The following is a 17,678-nucleotide window of genomic DNA, read 5'->3' on the forward strand; positions in this document are numbered from 1 at the left end:
CGCTGCCCGCGCTTCGGGGGACCTTGACATGACGCCAAAAACGTTTTAGGTTCCGAATGCCACAACCCTGGCGGGAAGAGTGGTTTGCGAACACGGAGCGCGGACCGGTCCGGAAGTACGCGACGGTCCCCCGTGTCCGCATGGGGACGGGTGTCTGCTCCGCCGACGAGGGACGGCATCGGGCGCGGCATTCGCCTCCGCCTGGTATCGGGCATCCACCACCCACCGATCGGGAGACAGTCATGACTGATCGCGAAGCGCGCGCACGGCGACGACCGGGCGACGGTCTATGGGTCGCAATCCTCCAATCGCCGGGATCCCCCGGTGACCCGGAGACCAACCTCGTCGAACTCCGTCGGGCCGCCGAACGGGCCCGGCGCCGGGGTCTCGAAGTCCTGGTCACGCCGGAGATGTTCCTCACCGGCTACGACATCGACCGGCCGCTCGCCGATCTCGCGCGCAGCAATCTCCTCGACCCCGTTCGCCGGATCGCGAGGTCATGCCGGGTCGCCATCGTCGTCTGCCTTCCGGAGATCGACTCGTCCGGAGAACCCCGGATGTACAACACGGCGTACTTCGTCGACTCCCAGGGCGAGGTACGGGGTCGTCATCGGAAGTCGCATTTGTTCGGCGATCTCGACCGCCGCCTGTTCGAGCCCGGCGACAGGCCGTTCACGATGGTGGACTACCACGGCGTGAAGGTCGCCATGATGATCTGCTACGACGTCGAGTTTCCGGAGAACGTTCGAGCGGCCGCGATCGCCGGCGCTCATCTCGTCGCCGTTCCGACCGCGCAGATGGAGCCGTTCGCATTCGTGGCGGACCATCTGATCCGGGCGCGCGCGTGGGAGAACCAGATATACGTCGCCTACGCGAACCACTCCGGCAAGGAGCGTGGAACGACGTACGTGGGTGGGAGCAGCGTGGTCGGTCCTTCGGGGGAGGTGCTGGCGAGGATCGAAACCGAGTCCGGCATGGCCGACGCGTGGATCGACACGACGGCCGTGGCAGCCGCGCAACGCGCGAACCCGTACCTGCACGACCGGCGTCCGGGGATGTACCGGGCCTTGGTCGACCCGATCCACGCCACGCGCCCGCAGGGATGACCCGCTCCTCGACGGTCGGGCGGTCCCCGCGGCGGGCGTCGTTCGGACGGGAGCGAATGGTCGCCCGGTGGGGTGCCTCCCGGGCGGACGAGTTCGAGGGCGGGTCGTGGTCGGCGCCTCGATGCGGCGTGCCGGTGCCTGCTCGTCGTCACCCGCCTGTTCGACCGGGGATGCACGGAATTCGCGGCTCCCTTCGGGCGGTTCCGCGCGGCCCTGGTGTCTACGGCTCTGCCCGGGCCCTGGTGGAGCTGGCCCTGAGGTGGATCGCGCTGGGAACGGTGATCGGTTCGGTCACGGCCAGGCCCTGGATGCGCTCCAGGAGCATGTGTATGGCAGCCGCCCCCAACCGAGTCGGGCGTGGGTCGACGGCCGTGATGGCGGGGTCGCTCAAGCGCGCGGTCGAGCCGTCGACGCCGCCGACCACGAGGATGTCCTCGGGGACGCGCAGCCCTCGTTCCCGGCACGCCTGCAGTACACCGGTGGAGTATCTCTCCGCGGAGGCGAAGACGGCGTCCGGCGGCGCTTCGCCGTCCAGGAGTTCGATGGTCGCCCGGTAGGCGCTGAGTTCCAACGCCACGAGCGGCACCGGCGTGACGAGCCGTCCTCGTCCGTTCGCCCAGCACCAGGACTCGTAGGCCGCCCGGGTCTCCAGGGCCCACGACCAGGTCGACTCGGCCCACAGCAGGACGATTCTCCGCGCGCCCGCGGCCTTGAGGTGATCCAGCAGGGCCACGGTGCTGGCGGTGGTGTCGGCGCGGACGTAGAACGGGCGATCGGGACGACCGGCGTCGGGTTCGATGGTGACCACGGGCACACCGACGCTTTCCAGGATGTCGATGCGGGGGTCTTCCTCGGACGGGTCGCAGATGATCACGCCGTCCAGACCCATCTGCGCCCACTCCTCGGCCGTCTCCAGAGGCGGCGGGAATACGAGGGAGTTGCCGCCCGCGAACGCCGCGCCGGCGCACGCCGACGCGATCTCGAGGTAGTAGTCGAGCCCGATCGACTCCGCCTCCGCGGGCGAGCCGTCGGTCCGCGGAAGGATCAGCGCGACGGACTTGCGCGGTGTCCCGCGCAGATCCTGGGCGGCCCGGTTCGGGCGGTACCCCAGGGCGGCCGCGGCCTCGCGAACCCGTCGGCGGGTCTCGGCGTTGACCTCGCCCTTGTCGTTCAGGGCATGAGAGACGGTCGTGATGGACACTCCGGCGGTCTCCGCCACGTCTTTGATCGTCACTCGTTTTCCGGAACGCGCGGCCATCCGCACACCGTAGTCCATCGCGATTCGGCTGCCCCCTTCACGCCCAAATCGTTTTGGGCTACGGTCTGGCCATGCGAATCTCATCACTGCGCGATGGCGCCATCGTCAACGCGAACGTGCACACGATGGATCCGGCGCGTCCCGTCGCCGAAGCGGTGGCGTGGCGTGACGGCCGGATCACCCTGGTCGGCACATCGGCGGAGGTCCTGGCCTCCCGGCCCTCCGGTTCCCTCGTGGATGCCCACGGAGGGACCGTCACCCCCGGCCTGATCGACTCCCACACGCACCCGATCTGGGGCGCCGAGTTGGCCCGAGGCGCCGACCTCGGCGGACTGACCAGCTTCCGGGACGTGTTGGCCGCGCTGCGGGCCGAGGCCGACGCGACGGTCCGCAGAGGCGAACAGTGGGTCTTCGCCTGGAACCTGGACTACGCCGCGCTCGAGGGGCGGCCGATCCGCGGCGTCGACTTCGCCGATGCCGTGCACGCCATGCCGACGGTGGTGATGTTCCACGACCTCCACACCGGCGTGGCGACGGACGCCGCGCTCGCGCACGCCGGCATCGACGGGAGCGAGACGTTCGCCGATCAGTCGGTCGTGGTCGTGGACGCCGACGGCCGGCCCACGGGCGAACTCCGCGAGCCCAGTGCCTACAAGCTGCTCCTGCGAGCATGCCCGCAGGTGACCCGCTCGCAACTGCGGGAACACACCACGCGCGTGTTGCGCGACTTCGCCCGCACCGGGCTCACCGGGGGCGTGGTCATGGACGGGTCCCTCGACACCCTCGACCTGCTGGCCGAGATCGAGACGACCGAGGATCTTCCCGTCCGCCTGGACGTCGCCCTGTGGCACGAACCCGGGCGCGGGGACGACGGTGTCGAAGAGTTCGTCGCGCGACGGACCGACCGCGGGCGTCGATGGCGCACGGGCATGATCAAGCTGTTCCTCGACGGCGTCGTCGAGACGGGCACGGCATGGCTCTACGAGCCCGACACCTGCGGCCACAGCCACAAGTCCTACTGGACGGATCGGGAACAGTTCGCGGACGTGGTGTCGCGATACGCCGCGGAGGGGTTCCAGATCGCCACGCACGCGATCGGCGACCGGGCGGTGGGGGAGGTCGTCGAAACGTATCGGAAGGTGGGGGTCCTCGCCGCGAACGGCGCGCCCCATCGGATCGAGCACATCGAGACGCTGACCGACGCCGATCTGTCCGGCATGGGTCGGCTCGGCGCCACCGCGTCGATGCAACCTCTCCAGATGCAATGGCGCCGCCACGATCGGTCGGACAAGTGGTCGTCCCGCCTGGGCCCCGACCGCGCGTCCCGGGCGTACCGGACGAGGGACATGCTGAACCTGGGTATCCCGCTGGCACTCGGTTCCGACTGGCCGGTGGCGCCGTTCGACCCACGTGTCGGGATGGCCTGGGCACAACTCAGGCGCCCACCGGGCCTCGCAGGTAGTGCGGTCTTCGAACCGCATCAGGTCCTGCGACCCGCCGAGGCCCTGCACGCCTACACGGTCGCGGCCGCGAAGGCACTCGGCGACACCTCGCGCGGCCGCGTCGTCGAAGGCATGGCCGCCGACCTCACCTGCTTCGGCGGCGACCCCCTCCGGGTCCCCGCCGACGAACTGCCGGAACTGCCCGTGCTCGCCACTATCGTCGACGGCGGGTTCTCGTTCGGAGAGGAAAGACCATGAACGATTCCGCGCGGGAACCCTCGAAGGAACTGCGACCCAACGCGCTCGGCATGTGGGATCTGGTGTTCTTCGTCGTCGCGGCGGCCGCGCCGCTGGCGGTCATGTCGGGCGTGGCGCCACTCGCGATCCAGTTCGGGGGCATCGGAGCACCGGGCGGCTATCTGCTCGGCGGCATCGCGATGCTCGTGTTCGCGGTCGGCTTCACGGCGATGACCCGGCACGTCCCCAACCCCGGCGCCTTCTACGCCTACATCTCGGAAGGGCTCGGCCGCGTCGTCGGCGGGGGCGCCGCCTTCGTGGCCCTCGCCTCCTACATCCCCATCGCCGTCGGATTCGTCCCCGCCATCGGCGTATTCGCCCAACAGAGCGCCGAATCGGTGTTCGGACTCCACGTGCCCTGGGGCGTGTGGGCGACGATCGGCGGCGCGATCGTCGCGATCCTGGGCTACCTCAACGTGACCCTGAGCGCCAAGGTCCTGGGAACGATCCTCGTCCTGGAGGTCCTGGTCCTCCTCGTCTTCACCGTGCCGGTCGTCGTCCAAGGCGGCGCGGAAGGACTCAGTCTCGACGGCTTCAGCCCCGGAAACATCTTCGCGCCCGGCGTGGGCGGCCTGTTCGTCCTCTCCTTCGGAGCCTTCCTGGGATTCGAGTCGACCGCCATCTACCGCGGCGAGACCAGGGACGGCAAGAGGGCGGTACCGAGGGCGACATACATCGCGGTCGGCTTCCTGGCAGTGTTCTACTCCCTCGTCGTCTGGGCCGTGATCATGTCCTTCGGCGCATCGAAGGCCATCGAGACGGCCGACTCCGATCCGGCCGACATGTTCTTCGTCGCGATGACCCAATGGGTGGGCAAACCCGTCAGCGACGCGATGCACCTGCTCCTGGTGACCAGTGCCCTGGCTTCCGTACTCGCGGTGCACAACGCCTCGGCCCGATACCTGCACGCTCTCGCGCGCGATCGCGTACTGCCTCGCGTCCTCGCCAGGACCGACCCGAGGACCCACTCGCCCGCCAACGCGAGCCTGCTGGTCACGGCCTTGACCGTCCTGGGCGTCGTCGGCTTCCAACTGTTCGGGGCCGACCCGTACCTGCAGACGTTCCTGTGGCTCAACGGCATCGGCATCGCCGGAATCATCGGACTCCAGGTTCTGTGCTCCATCGCGATCATCGTGTTCTTCGCACGCGACTCCCACGGCGTTGGAATCGTTCGGCGGCTCATCGCGCCCACCGTGGCCGCCGTCGCGCTCACCGCAGCCCTCTACCTCATCGTCGAGAACTTCTCCGTCCTCACCGGAGCCGGGACGGCCACCAACACCGTCCTGCTCCTCGTCGTACCGGTGGCCTTCCTCGCCGGCGCGGTGGCAACGCGGCGCGCGAGGCGGGTTCGCCACGAGCCGCAACCGGCCCTTTCGCACGACGACCTGCTCGCGCAGGCCCCGAGCCGAACCGAGGGAGCGTAGATGCACGCCTACGACGCGGCCGGCGACGACACGAATCCGACTCGACGTGTGATCGTGCCCGCGGGCCGGGGCACTGCGGTCGACGTCCGTCGCGGGCAGACGCTTCGTGTCGTCAACACCTCCGGCACACAGGTGGTGGATCTGTGGGCTCACACACGAGACGACCCGGGCGAGTATCTGGGCCTCTCGCAGTGCAGGGAGGTGCTGCAGCGGATCCACTTCCGACCGGGAGACACGCTGTCGACCAATTGCTACCGGGCCTGCGTCACTGTCGTCGACGACACCTCGGGCATCGACCACGACACCCTGATCGCGCCGTGCCGGACAGAGACGTACCTCAACGTCGGCCTCCCGGGCACCCATCGGAGCTGCACCGCGAACCACGCACAGGCGTTGCCGCAGTGGCCGACCGCCGATCCGCCGCAGCCTTGGAACCTGTTCATGACAGCGGAGGTGGAGCCGGGCGGGAAGATCGTCTACAAGCGGCCGCCGTTCCGTCCGGGGATGTACGTCGAACTGCGCGCGGAGATGGATCTGACGCTTGTGGTGTCCTCCTGTCCCGACGACCACTACCCGACCAACGGCGGCGACGGTTCGCCACGGGACTTCGAGATCCTCGTGGACCCCTGACCATCGCCGCTCATCCGCGGAACGGGGTGGGTGACCGCGTCCCACCGAAACGACGGGCCGCGTGTCCGTACGTGTCCGCACCTACCGTTCAGATCCCGCATCCCGTGCCGTCTATCGGTCGACGGCCGATGCGCGAGCCGCGAACTTCCGGTGGGGCGGCGTCTCCGGCTTCGTCGGCCGCGACGTCAACCCTCGGGCGGAACAACCCGCAATGGGCGCCGCCGGTGGGCACCGCACACCGGAACTCTCCCAGGAGCCGGGCACGCGCGGGCGAGCCGCGTGGCCCTGCTCGCTCCGCGGCCGCGACTTCATCACCGCAATTGCGGCTTGCCGGTCTCGCGGTAGAGGTCGATGGCGAGAGCGACGGCGGCGCGGGTGGCCGGGTGCGGGTCCTGGCGGCGCCAGATGTGGATGTACTCGACGGCGGGTCGTTGGGCCTCGGGCCACAGGTTCAGGGCGGTGGTGCCGTGCGGCGGTCGAGGGCGAGGGTGCGGGTGGAGACTTCGTCCAGACGGATGCTGCGTCGGCGTGCCCACTGGTCGTCGGAGGCGAGGGCCAGACAGCGGTGTTCGTGGCCGACGAAGGCGTGTGACCAGGCCTCGAGGTCGAGTGGGGCGCGGACGATCGCGCGGTCGCACAACCCCTCGTCGAGCCCGCCGGTGGTGGAGTTGTGGCGGATGAGCCGGAGTTCGATCTCGGGATGGTCGTGATGCCAGCGACGCCGGAATCGTTGGTGCGGCGGCCGGAGGCGGACCAGGCGTGGCCGATGTGCAGGCGGCTGTGGCCGGTGCCGGCTTCGGTGACGAGGTCGTCGGCGCCGGCCGGCAGCGGGCGGGCGCGGGCGAGGACCTGCACGCCTGCGGTGGTGGGGGCGACCGTGCGGCTGGTGCGGTGCAGGAGCCGTACGCCGAGGATCTCCTCCAGGGCGAGGAGGTTGCGGGAGACGCCCAAGCCGCAGCAGCAGCCGTCTGGCGCGCTCTACCTCCCTGTCGGGACCTGTGGCAGCGTCCCCGACCCCGGCCGCCCTCGCCGGCGCACTGGCCGCCGGAGTCCTGCCCTCCGTGGTGCCGTTCCTCGCCGACCTGCTCGCACTCCGACGTGTCCCGGCGCACTCCTTCGGCGTGTTCATGAGCGTCCACCCCGTCTTTGTCGCCCTGGTGGGTCTCGTCGTACTCCACCAACACCTCGATGCGGCCGCGTGGGCAGCCATCTGGGCGATCGTCGGTGCCAACGCCGTAGCCGTCACAACAGCGCTCTCTGCTTCCACCAAGGGCATGGTTCGGATACGCCGGAACGGCACCACGGGATGATCTCGGAACCCGGGACATGCACCCGGTGACCAAGCGATCCTGCTCAGGCGATGGACCGGTGACGAGCGTCCACACCCATCCGGTCAGAGGGGCGTCCACTCCTGCGGGGACAGTTGCCTCGTCGTCCCCGGCGATCAGTCACACCCACCACCGAGTCCGCCATCCGATTCACGACCGTAGATCGCGCGACTTCGCCGACCCAAGGCTGTGTCCCGGTCGCCGGAACGGTCGGCCGCGCGCGTGCCGGTCCGTTCGTAGCCTTGCGGCCTCCGTCCCGTGGGGGATGGGGAGAACGGAGTTCACATGGGCGACGAGACGCACCACCATGTCATCGTCGGAGGGAGCGCGGCCGGCATCTCCGCCGCTCTCGCACTGCGCCGGCACGGCTTCGCCGGGCGCGTCACCGTCGTCGAGGCGGGAAGCGAACTCCCCTATGAACGACCGCCCTTGTCCAAGGCATTGGCCGGCGGCGAGCACGCCTTCCTGCATGCGATTCTGCCCCGGCAGGCATACGCCGAGCAGCGGATCACGCTGTTTCCCGCCACGCGCGTCTTGGCCCTTGATCCCGAACACCGGGCCGTCGAACTCGACGACGGGCAGACGCTGTACGCCGATCGGGTCCTGCTCGCCACCGGCATGCTCCCGCGCACCCTGCCGGTGCCCGGCGCCGAACTACCCGGCGTGCTGACGCTGCGGGACGTGCGCGACGCCCGGGCGCTCGCCGCCCGGCTGCGCGCGGGCGGTCCGGTGGTCGTGGTGGGTGGCGGCTTCATCGGTCTGGAGGTCGCGGCGGTCGCGCGCGAGGCCGGCCTGGACGTCACCGTGGTCGAGATGGGCGCCCGGCCGCTGGAGGGCCCGCTCGGCCCGGTGTTGGCCGCGCGGATGACCGCGCTGCACGAACGGGCCGGGGTACGGCTGCGGACCGGGGTGTCGGTGACCGCGTTCACCGGCGACACCCACGTCACCGGGGTCCGCCTCACCGACGGACAGCTGTTGCCCGCCGCGACCGTGGTGGTCGGCGTCGGGGTACGACCCGACACCGCGCTCGCCGAGGCAGCGGGGGTGTTGTGCGACGACGGCATCGTCGTCGATCGGCACTGCCGCACCAGCGTGCCGTGGATCCTCGCCGCCGGCGACGCGACCAACCAGCCGCATCCGCATCTGCCCACCCGAGGCCGGATCGAACACTGGGACAACGCCGTGCAGCAGGGCGCGGTCGCCGGCGCCGTGCTCGCGGGCGTCCCGGAAAGCCACACCGCACTGCCCTACTTCTACTCCGAGCAGTACGGCCGGACCCTACAGATGTACGGACGCCCGGCCCCCGGCGACGAGTTCGTCCTGCGCACCGAGGCCGCAACCACGGTGGACCCGGTGGACCCGGCCGAGGCAGGCGAGCCGGCCGACGGCGGCTTCCTCGGCTTCTGGACCCGCGGCGGCATCACGGTAGCCGCCGCCGGCCTGGACCGTGCACGCGAACTGCGCGCCGCACGCACGCTCATCGAGCGCCGCTTGCCGGTGCACGCCGCCGCGCTGGCCTCCCCCACGACCGACCTGCGAGCCCTGGCCAGGACCGCCGCGGCACCGGGCCCATTGGCGGCTCGGCTTCGATCCCACCCCGAGGCCCAATCGCCACGCGCGGTCGGCGCGAACGGCAAGGAGGCACCGTGACCGAGCACCCCGACGACCCGCGAATCGCCCGCGTCGCGGACCTCCTGTACGAGGCCGACCGCACCGGGACGGCCATCCCGCCGATCCGCACCCAACTCCCGGACACCGATCCGGCCGCCGGCGGCTACGCCGTACAACGCCACAACGTCGCCCGCTGGATCGCCGAAGGCCGCCGCCCGGTCGGCTACAAGATCGGCCTGACCTCCACCGCCGTACAACGGCAACTCGGAGTCGACCGACCCGACTTCGGCACCCTCTTCGCCGACATGGCCTACGCCGACGGCGCCGAGATGCCGTTCACCGGCCTGATCCGGCCGCGCGCCGAAGCCGAGGTCGCCCTGGTCCTGGACCGCGATCTGGACCTGGGCCGGCACACGATCGCCGACGTGCTGCGGGCCACCGCTTTCGTGCTGCCCGCGCTGGAGATCGTGGACAGCCGCATCGCCGACTGGGACATCGCGCTGGTGGACACCATCGCCGACAACGGCTCCTCCGCGGCCTTCGTGCTCGGCACCGTCCCGGTCTCGCCCACAGCGGTGGACCTGGGCAACTGCGTGATGACGCTGACCCGCGGCGGCGAGGCGGTCTCCTGGGGCACCGGGACCGACTGCCTGGGCCACCCGCTCACCGCCGCCGTCTGGCTGGCGGACACCCTCGGCGCGCTGGGCACACCTCTGAGCGCGGGCGACATCGTGCTCACCGGCGCGCTGGGCCGGATGACCGCCCTGGGCGCCGACGACCACCTCACCGCGCACATCACCGGCCTCGGGTCGGTCGGCATACGGACCGGGAAGTGACCTCGTGACGAACTCCGGCAAGACAGCAGCTGCGACACCGACGACGGCCGGGGAAGGACCCTCGGCCGCGCCGGTGAAGGTGGCGATCATCGGATCGGGCAACATCGGCACCGACCTGATGATCAAGGTGCTGCGCACCTCGTCCGTCCTGACCATGGGCGCCATGGTCGGCATCGACCCCGACTCCGACGGCCTGGCCCGGGCCCGTCGACTGGGTGTGCCCACCACCTCCGACGGCATCGACGAGCTGCTCGCGCTGCCCGACTTCGAGGAGATCGCGGTGGTCTTCGACGCCACCTCCGCCCGCGCGCACCAGCACCACGACGCGCTCCTGCGCGCGCACGGCAAGCGCGTGATCGACCTGACGCCCGCCGCGATCGGGCCGTTCGTGATCCCGGCGGTCAACCTGGACGCGCACCTCGCGTCGCCGAACGTGAACATGGTGACCTGCGGCGGGCAGGCTACCGTACCGATCGTCGCCGCCGTCGCCCGCCGGGCCCCGGTGATCTACGGCGAGATCGTCGCGTCGATCTCCTCCCGCTCGGCCGGCCCCGGCACCCGCGCCAACATCGACGAGTTCACCGAGACGACTTCGCGGGCCATCGAACGGGTCGGCGGCGCCCGGCGCGGCAAGGCGATCATCGTGCTGAACCCCGCCGAGCCGCCACTGATCATGCGGGACACGGTGATCTGTCTGACCGAGGACGGCGATCCGGCCGAGATCACCGAGTCGGTGACCACGATGGTCGCCGACGTGGCCGCGTACGTACCCGGCTATCGGTTGCGCCATCCCGTGCAGATCGACCCGGTGGACGCGGACCTGGGGGCCCGGCTGCGGCCCGACGAGGCGGACCGGGCCCGCTGGAAGGTCACCGCCCTGCTCGAAGTCGAGGGCGCGGGGCACTACCTGCCGGCCTACGCCGGAAACCTCGACATCATGACGTCCGCCGCGCTCCGTGTCGCCGAACGCGTCGGCGTCCTCGCCTTCGAAGGGCCCACCGTATGACCCCCCGCCTGTACATCCAGGACGTCACCCTGCGGGACGGCATGCACGCCGTCGGCCACCGCTACCGGCTGGACACCGTCCGTGCCATCGCCCGTGCGCTGGACGCCGCCGGTGTCGACTCGGTCGAGATCGCGCACGGCGACGGCCTGGCCGGATCGAGCTTCACCTATGGGTTCGGCGCCCACTCCGACGACGAGTGGATCGCCGCGGCCGTCGCCGAACTCGGTTCGGCCACGCCCGCCACGCTCATTCTGCCCGGCATCGGCACCGCCGACGATCTGCGCCGCGCGCATGCGTTGGGCATCCGTTCGGTGCGCGTGGCCACCCACTGCACCGAGGCCGACATCGCTGCCCAGCACGTCGCGCTGGCCCGCGAACTGGGCATGGACGTCTCGGGGTTCCTGATGATGTCGCACATGGCCGAGCCGGACCGGCTGGCCGGTCAGGCCAAACTGATGGAGTCCTATGGAGCGCACTGCGTGTACGTCGTGGACTCCGGGGGGCGGCTGACCATGGACGGCGTCCGGGACCGGGTCCGCGCCTACCGCGACGTGTTGCACGACACGACCGCGATCGGCATCCACGCCCACCACAATCTCGCCTTGGCGGTGGCCAATTCGGTCGTGGCCGTCGAGGCCGGGGTCACCCGGGTCGATGCCTCGCTCGCCGGACAGGGAGCGGGGGCGGGCAACTGCCCGATCGAGGCGTTCGCGGCGGTCGCCGAACTGCACGGCTGGTCGCACGGCTGCGACCTGTTCGCGCTGATGGACGCGGCCGACGATCTCGTGCGCCCGTTGCAGGAACGACCGGTGCGGGTGGACCGGGAGACCCTCACCCTGGGCTATGCGGGCGTGTACTCCTCGTTCCTGCACCATGCCGAGCGTGCCGCCGCCCGCTACGGCCTGGACACCCGGGACGTGCTGGTCGAAGCGGGCCGGCGCGGCCTGGTCGGCGGCCAGGAGGACTTGATCGTCGACGTCGCCCTCGACCTGGTCGACGCCCGCTCGGCCACGACCGCGTAGCGGCCGGCACCACGGCCTGACCGAGGCCCGTGCCGACCCGATCGATCCACGCGTCCTCCCACACACCGAAGGCCGCCCGTCCGCGACTGCCATCGCGGGCGGGCGGCCTTCGCATGCGCGGCCTGCGGCGTATCGGTGCGGCCACGCGGCTCCGGGGTCGGGCGTCCCGGCGTGGCCGGCGCAGGCGCCGAGTCGAGCCGGTGTGGGCCGGCGGGCTGCGGCATCCGACGACACACGGATCGTGAAACACCATTCCCGGGCATGGTGTGATCCGTCCTGCATGGGAACCCGGGCCCCGACGTCGCCGCCCGCCCAGCGCCGATCCCGGGCGGACCGACCACGCACGTGCGTCGACCAGCGTGCCGGTTCGGCACGCTGGTCGACGTGTTCGGTTCTCTTCATCCGCGGCGGTTCGCCCGGCCTGCGCTCCGGGCTACCTGTGCCGGCGCGGGATGCCGGTGGTGCTGATGTCGATCACGGCTCCGGTCGTGGTCGCCGACTCCCGCGCGGCGAGCAGCACGTAAGGGCCGACGCCGTCCTCGGCGCGTACCGCGACGCCGAGCGCGGACTGCTCGGTCACGATGCGGTCGATGGGCACCTCCCGGGCGATTGTGGTGTCCGCCAGTCCCATCGCCTTGGGACCGCTGAGGCCGGTCGCCATCGGGCCCGGGGCAACCGCGTTCACCCGGATGTCCGGCGCCAGTTCGTAGGCGAGTTGGCGGACCAGGCCCAGCCCCGCGTGCTTGGCCGCCGTGTACACGGGCCCGCCCCCTGGTCCGGGGTAGAAGGAGGCGTTGGACAGCGTGAACACGATGCTGCCGCGCGAGCGGCGCAGCAGCGGTACCGCAGCCTTCGCGCCCAGCAGGTAGCCCTTGACGTTGACCGCGAACAGCTCGTCGAAGCCGGCGTCCAGGACGTCGGCGGGCGTGTCGGCCAACGATCGGGCGAAGTCCCACAGTCCGGCGTTGCCGACGAGGGTGTCCAGGCCGCCGAACGCCTCCTCGGCGCACGCGCATGCACGCTCGTGGTCCTCGTAGCGGGTCACATCGCCGACCACGGTACGGATCGAATCACCCAACGCGGTGGTGAGTTCGTCCAGCCGCTCGGCGGACCGGTCGAGCACGACCACCCGCGCGCCCTCGGCGACGAAGCGCTCCACGACGGCCCTTCCGACGCCGGAGCCGCCGCCGGTAACCAGGATCGACGAGCCCTCAAGCCACCCCATGTCCGGCCCCTTCCGCGTCCCGGCCGCCCGTGTCCGCACCGATCGCGCCCGGGCAGTGCCCGTCGGCTCGGCGGTCGCCGCCCCGGGCGACGCGCACATACACATCCGCCCCGTCGACCCGCACCTCGTGCGTGGCCAGTGGACGGTACGCGGGTGCTGCGAGCGCCGCGCCGGTGCGCAGGCAGAACTTGGCCAGGTGCAGCGGGCATTCCACCGCGCCGTCCTCCACCCAGCCGTCCGCGAGGGAGAAGTCCTCGTGGGTGCAGGTGTCGTCGACGCAGAACAGCTCGCCGCCGGACCGGAACACCGACACCGGTGGGGTGGTCTCCAGCCGCAGGGCCTGGTCCTCGGGGATCTCGTCGACCCGACCGGCTCGGATCCACGGCTCCCGGTTGTATTCGCTCATAGGAGTAGTCCGCTCACAGGAAGATGCTGATGCTCGGGGCCAGAAGCGTGGTGGTGTCCAGCACGATCCGGCGTCGGGCGATGTGGAATCCCGGCTCCTGCGGGATGCGGCGCAGCAGGTCGGTGCGTTCGCCGAAGAAGGTGTCGTGGTGGCGTTCGGCGCGGCTGCGCAGTACGTGGAAGTTGGCCCGGACTTCGAACTCGCCGGTGTCCAGTCGGGTGGGTCGGATGTTGGTGATCAGCCGGCGGGTTCTGGAGGGGGGTTCCTCGGACCACGAGCGGCCGGAGGCCAATCGGCGTACGCGGCCGGTCAGGAAGGCCTTGTCGTCGTCGAAGAAGGCCGCGCCGTCCGGTCCGGCGATTTCCAGGTCGCGTTCGCGGACGGTTCGGGTGGTGCGGGTCGGCAGCCAGTAGTGGATGTCGTCGTCGAAGAGTTCCAGCCAGTCCTCGAACCGTTGGTCGTCCAGGAGTTCGGCCTCCAGGTAGAGGAAGCGCTCGATGTCGTACCGGGTCTCGAGGTCGACGTCGGTGCGTCGTGGTGGTGTGGTGGTGTCGCTCATGCGAGGTGCGCCTCCTGTTCCCGCTGCGCTCGGGCCTTGTCCCGTTCGGTGATCTCCGGCCAGCTGAGCCCGGACATCAGGTCGGCCCAGCGCCGGTACATGCCGCGGGCGGCCATCTCGGTGTACATGTCGTCGGTGACCCGGCCGGGCATGCCGTCGGTGCCGTGGCGTTCGTGGCCCAGGCCCATCTGGGCGTTGAAGGTGGTCTTGCGGGCCTGGTGGCCGCGCAGCACCTGCTGGATCTCGGTCCAGTTCTCGCCGTCGTCGGTCTCGAAGACGCCGGCGGCGCTGAAGGTGCGGATGGTGCTGGTGCGGACCGCCTGTTTGGCCGACTCGTCGGCGTCCTTGGGCAGGTAGGTCCAGGACCAGACCTCGATCTGGCCGGGTCCGCGCGGGTGCCAGACCCGCATGGTGTTGTTGATGGTCAGCCAGGAGAAGTTGGGGAAGACGGTGTTGTGTCCGTTGACGGCGAGTGCGCGCTGTTCGCCGATGCGGCGGTAGATCTGTTCGCGGTTGGCGACGACCCAGGCGTCGAAGTCGGGTCCGGCTTGGGTGGGTACCAGGTCGGGGCGCAGTCCGAAGCCGGAGCCGTGGCCGTTGCCGGCGTACTGCCGGCCGGGGGCGGCGGCGCTTTGTTGCTGGAACTCGGCGAGTACGGCGGGGTCTTCGATCAGCGCCACCAGCGCGGAGGCGTGCGAGGACGGCACGTGGTACATGTCGCTCGCGAACTGTTCGGCGGCGAATTTCCAGTTGCAGTCGATGACCCATTTGGTGGCGCCGGGTACCAGGGTCAGGCCCGCGTCGTAGCGGTCGGCGAGGGCGTCGAAGTACCAGAGCATGTCGCCGAGGTAGTCCTCGAAGGAGGGTGCGCTCTCGTCCCAGGTGCCGAAGATGAAGCCCTTGTGGTTGTGCAGGCGCGGCACCTGCGTGGGGCCCCACTTGGACTTGTCTATGTCGTCGTGGTAGGCGCGGTCCTGCATGGGTACGTTGACCAGTTCGCCGGCCAGGTTGTAGCCCCAGCCGTGGTAGGTGCAGGTGAACGCGCGGGCGACGCCTTCGTCGGAGCGGCAGATGCGCATGCCGCGATGCCGACACTGGTTCAGGAACGCCTTGACGGAGCCGTCGCGTTGGCGGACCACCAGGACCGGGTCCTCGGCCATGTAGGTCTGCACGAAGCTGCCCGGTTTGGCGAGTTGGGTGTCGTGGGCGAGGAAGAGCCAGCTGCGGGCGAAGACTCGTTCCAGTTCGGCCTGGTAGATCTCGGGGTCGGTGTAGATGCTGGGGTTGATCAGCCCTTGGTCGGGCTGGACCAGTTCGGTGACGTCGAACATGACGGGCCTTTCTCGGTCAGTCGGTTCCGGGGCCGGGCGGGGTGGCGAAGCGGTGGCCCCAGGTGCTGGGCGACTCGTAGTGGCTGACGGTCCAGTCCCGGTCGTCGATGACCCGGCCGTTGTAGCCGTATTCGATGTCGAAGCCGGAGGGGGTGCGGACGTAGAAGGAGGTCATCCGGTCGTTGCTGTGTTCGCCGATGGACAGCGGGATGGGCAACTCCTGTTCCTGGACGGCGTCCAGGGCGCGGCCGACGGCTTCCAGGGTGTCGACTTCGAGCATCAGATGGCCCAGGCCCGAGGCCGGTGCGCCCGGGAGCGCGGCGAAGGCGATCGAGTGGTGCCGGGGATTGCAGTGCAGGAAGTGGGCGGACTGCGGGCCGAACGCGATCGTGTCGGAGAGCTTGAAGCCGAGGTGCTCGGTGTAGAAGGCCGCGGCCCGGGCGACGTCGTCGGCCAGCAGGAAGGTGTGGCCGATCCCGATCTCGCCGGCTGCCGTCTCGCCGGCGACGAAGGTGACGCCGCGCGGTGAGGTGAAGCCGGTCTTGTCGACGGTCGGGCCCCAGTACGCCTCGACGGTGTTGCCGGTCGCGTCGCGGAACGCGATCAGGCCGCGAACCCGGCGGCGTTCGGCCAGATCCGGGTCCTCGTGCACCTCGATGCCGCGCGAGCGCAGCGTGTCGGCGAGGGCGTCCAACTGCTCGGCCGACCTGACCTCCAGGCCGAGGGCGACCAGGGACTGCGGGCCGGCGGGCTCGCCGGCCTCGATCGCCAGCCGCCAGGAACGGCTGTCGGTCTTGAACAGGAGGGTGTCCGGATCGGCCGAGGGGGCGGGCTGCAACCCGAGGATCTCGGGGCCGAACCGGCGCCATTCCTCCAAAGGGCCTCGTACGACGACGTAGCCCAGGGCGCTCACGATGCTCATGGTCTGGTCCTGCTCCCTTGTTCGGGGGATGGCGGTGCGGGGATGGGTACTGCGGGGCGTGTGCGCGGTGGGACGGCTTTCGGGCGGGACGGCGCGGTGCCCGGACGGCTTTCGATGGGACGGGGCGGCGTGTGGTGGGCCTACAGTGCGCCGGCGAGGAAGGCGCGGGTCACGGCTTGGAAACGGTCGGCCTGTTCGATCTGCGCCCAGTGGCCGCACTGCGGCATCAGGTACAGGCGGGCGTTGGGGATCCGCCGGACGAACCACTCGCTGCCCTCGGGCGGGACCATCACGTCTTCGCGTCCGTGCACCAGCAGCACGTCGTTGGTGATCCGCTTCAGTGCGATCTCGGGCAGCCCGGGACCTGCGCCCGGTGCCATGGCGAAGGTCTGGCGGTGCGAACGCTCCACCTCGGGGCGGATCGCCACCGCCAGGCGCTCCTCGGCGATGGCGTCGAGCCGGTCGCCGAACAGCTTGGGGTCGTACAACATGAACGAGATCAACTCGGCCATCGACCGCGCAGTGGGGTCGTCGTAGAAGGTGATCAGTCGCATGATCGCCGGCTGCGGTGTGCTCGCGTTGCCCGCTCCGGCGGCGCCCATCAGCACGGCCTTGCCGAACCGCTCGGGAGCGCGGACCAACAGGTGCAGCGCGAGTGCGCCGCCCAGCGAGTTGCCGACGAGGTGGACCCGCTCCAGGCCCAGTTCGTCGAGCAGGCCGAGGCAGGCCGCGACGTTCTGCCGCAGGCGGGAGCCGGGCGGGGTGTTCTCGGGGTGGCTGGAGTCGCCCCACCCGACCTGGTCCACGACCAGGCAGTCGTAGGTGTCGGACAGGGCCTCGATGGTGCCGGCGAAGTTCGACATGCCGGTGGCGCCGGGGCCCGAGCCGTGCAGGAAGAGAATCGTCTCGGCGTTGCCCTTGCCTGCGCGATTGACCCGGAGGGTGTGTTCTCCCACCGTCACATCGGACGTGACGATCGTGTTGCTCATGTGTCGGGCTCCTGTCGGGTGAGTCGCCTGGATGTCGCGTGGATGCCCCCGCGCGGGCGCCGCCTGTTCACACGTGCCTGCGCCGGGAGGTCGTCGACGGGCCGCCCGGTCGCGCCGTGGCGGGCGGGGTGTGGCGGCGATCGCATCCACGCCTGCGAGTCTCGGTCGCGCAGCCCACGCCCGGGGAGGATCGTTCCGGTGGCCGGGACACCGGGGCGGCGGGGCTGTGCGGCCGGTGCGGTCGGCGTTCGGTCGTCCCGGCCGGCGGGACGGATCGCCCGTCGGC

The 17,678-nt window shown here is 70.6% G+C and carries 16 protein-coding genes and 1 pseudogene; 9 read left to right on the top strand and 8 right to left on the bottom strand.

Annotated features, from left to right (window positions below; translation table 11 throughout):
• Positions 1-242: 242 nt before the first annotated feature.
• Complete coding sequence (locus ACFZBU_RS46765) at positions 243-1,106, top strand: carbon-nitrogen hydrolase family protein (RefSeq protein WP_391589951.1); 864 nt, start codon at positions 243-245, stop codon at positions 1,104-1,106.
• Between the two features lie 220 nt (positions 1,107-1,326).
• Here the strand turns inward: ACFZBU_RS46765 and ACFZBU_RS46770 are convergent, their stop codons facing one another.
• Complete coding sequence (locus ACFZBU_RS46770) at positions 1,327-2,325, bottom strand: LacI family DNA-binding transcriptional regulator (RefSeq protein WP_391589952.1); 999 nt, start codon at positions 2,323-2,325, stop codon at positions 1,327-1,329.
• A 110-nt stretch (positions 2,326-2,435) separates the two neighbouring features.
• On the opposite strand from ACFZBU_RS46770, the gene ACFZBU_RS46775 reads away from it, so the two are divergent.
• From ACFZBU_RS46775 to ACFZBU_RS46785, 3 genes are read left to right on the top strand one after another with little or no spacing between them, the layout of a single operon-like run.
• Positions 2,436-4,064, top strand: coding sequence for an amidohydrolase (locus ACFZBU_RS46775; protein ID WP_391589953.1), 1,629 nt, complete (start codon positions 2,436-2,438; stop codon positions 4,062-4,064).
• The gene (locus ACFZBU_RS46780; RefSeq protein ID WP_391589954.1) at positions 4,061-5,527 is read left to right on the top strand and encodes an APC family permease; all 1,467 of its coding nucleotides are present in this window, start codon (positions 4,061-4,063) and stop codon (positions 5,525-5,527) included. Before ACFZBU_RS46775 ends, ACFZBU_RS46780 begins: the two co-directional genes overlap by 4 nt.
• Positions 5,528-6,157, top strand: a complete 630-nt coding sequence (locus tag ACFZBU_RS46785; RefSeq protein WP_391589955.1) for a DUF1989 domain-containing protein — start codon at positions 5,528-5,530, stop codon at positions 6,155-6,157.
• Positions 6,158-6,468: 311 nt separating this feature from the next.
• Here the strand turns inward: ACFZBU_RS46785 and ACFZBU_RS46790 are convergent.
• Positions 6,469-7,102: pseudogene (locus ACFZBU_RS46790) on the bottom strand (LysR substrate-binding domain-containing protein); the annotation flags it as partial.
• 53 nt (positions 7,103-7,155) lie between these two features.
• Between ACFZBU_RS46790 and ACFZBU_RS46795 the strand changes: the two are divergent.
• The 5 genes from ACFZBU_RS46795 (at position 7,156) to dmpG (ending at position 11,960) form a co-directional block, all read left to right on the top strand.
• Positions 7,156-7,467 carry an EamA family transporter gene (locus ACFZBU_RS46795; protein WP_391589956.1) on the top strand — a complete coding sequence of 104 codons (312 nt, stop codon included), beginning with the start codon at positions 7,156-7,158 and terminating at the stop codon, positions 7,465-7,467.
• 303 nt (positions 7,468-7,770) lie between these two features.
• The gene (locus tag ACFZBU_RS46800; RefSeq protein WP_391589957.1) at positions 7,771-9,135 is read left to right on the top strand and encodes an NAD(P)/FAD-dependent oxidoreductase; all 1,365 of its coding nucleotides are present in this window, start codon (positions 7,771-7,773) and stop codon (positions 9,133-9,135) included.
• Positions 9,132-9,932 carry a 2-keto-4-pentenoate hydratase gene (locus ACFZBU_RS46805; RefSeq protein ID WP_391589958.1) on the top strand — a complete coding sequence of 267 codons (801 nt, stop codon included), beginning with the start codon at positions 9,132-9,134 and terminating at the stop codon, positions 9,930-9,932. The genes ACFZBU_RS46800 and ACFZBU_RS46805 overlap by 4 nt, the downstream gene beginning before the upstream one ends.
• A gap of 118 nt (positions 9,933-10,050) precedes the next feature.
• Positions 10,051-10,938, top strand: a complete 888-nt coding sequence (locus tag ACFZBU_RS46810) for an acetaldehyde dehydrogenase (acetylating) (RefSeq protein ID WP_391589980.1) — start codon at positions 10,051-10,053, stop codon at positions 10,936-10,938.
• A complete protein-coding gene (gene dmpG, locus ACFZBU_RS46815) occupies positions 10,935-11,960 on the top strand; it encodes a 4-hydroxy-2-oxovalerate aldolase (protein WP_391589959.1) in 1,026 nt (341 codons plus the stop codon). Before ACFZBU_RS46810 ends, dmpG begins: the two co-directional genes overlap by 4 nt.
• Positions 11,961-12,393: 433 nt before the next feature.
• Here the strand turns inward: dmpG and hcaB are convergent, their stop codons facing one another.
• The 6 genes from hcaB to ACFZBU_RS46845 all read right to left on the bottom strand — a co-directional run bounded on the left by hcaB (position 12,394) and on the right by ACFZBU_RS46845 (position 17,392).
• Positions 12,394-13,185 carry a 3-(cis-5,6-dihydroxycyclohexa-1,3-dien-1-yl)propanoate dehydrogenase gene (gene hcaB / locus ACFZBU_RS46820; RefSeq protein WP_391589960.1) on the bottom strand — a complete coding sequence of 264 codons (792 nt, stop codon included), beginning with the start codon at positions 13,183-13,185 and terminating at the stop codon, positions 12,394-12,396.
• Positions 13,172-13,591, bottom strand: a complete 420-nt coding sequence (locus ACFZBU_RS46825; protein WP_391589961.1) for a bifunctional 3-phenylpropionate/cinnamic acid dioxygenase ferredoxin subunit — start codon at positions 13,589-13,591, stop codon at positions 13,172-13,174. The genes hcaB and ACFZBU_RS46825 overlap by 14 nt, the downstream gene beginning before the upstream one ends.
• A gap of 13 nt (positions 13,592-13,604) precedes the next feature.
• Positions 13,605-14,150 carry an aromatic-ring-hydroxylating dioxygenase subunit beta gene (locus ACFZBU_RS46830; RefSeq protein ID WP_391589962.1) on the bottom strand — a complete coding sequence of 182 codons (546 nt, stop codon included), beginning with the start codon at positions 14,148-14,150 and terminating at the stop codon, positions 13,605-13,607.
• Positions 14,147-15,481 carry an aromatic ring-hydroxylating dioxygenase subunit alpha gene (locus tag ACFZBU_RS46835; protein WP_391589963.1) on the bottom strand — a complete coding sequence of 445 codons (1,335 nt, stop codon included), beginning with the start codon at positions 15,479-15,481 and terminating at the stop codon, positions 14,147-14,149. Before ACFZBU_RS46835 ends, ACFZBU_RS46830 begins: the two co-directional genes overlap by 4 nt.
• Before the next feature lie 16 nt (positions 15,482-15,497).
• The gene (locus ACFZBU_RS46840) at positions 15,498-16,403 is read right to left on the bottom strand and encodes a VOC family protein (protein ID WP_391589964.1); all 906 of its coding nucleotides are present in this window, start codon (positions 16,401-16,403) and stop codon (positions 15,498-15,500) included.
• A gap of 140 nt (positions 16,404-16,543) precedes the next feature.
• Complete coding sequence (locus ACFZBU_RS46845) at positions 16,544-17,392, bottom strand: alpha/beta fold hydrolase (RefSeq protein WP_391589965.1); 849 nt, start codon at positions 17,390-17,392, stop codon at positions 16,544-16,546.
• Between the last annotated feature and the right edge of the window lie 286 nt (positions 17,393-17,678).

This window comes from Embleya sp. NPDC008237, assembly GCF_042956465.1.
Lineage (GTDB): Bacteria > Actinomycetota > Actinomycetes > Streptomycetales > Streptomycetaceae > Embleya.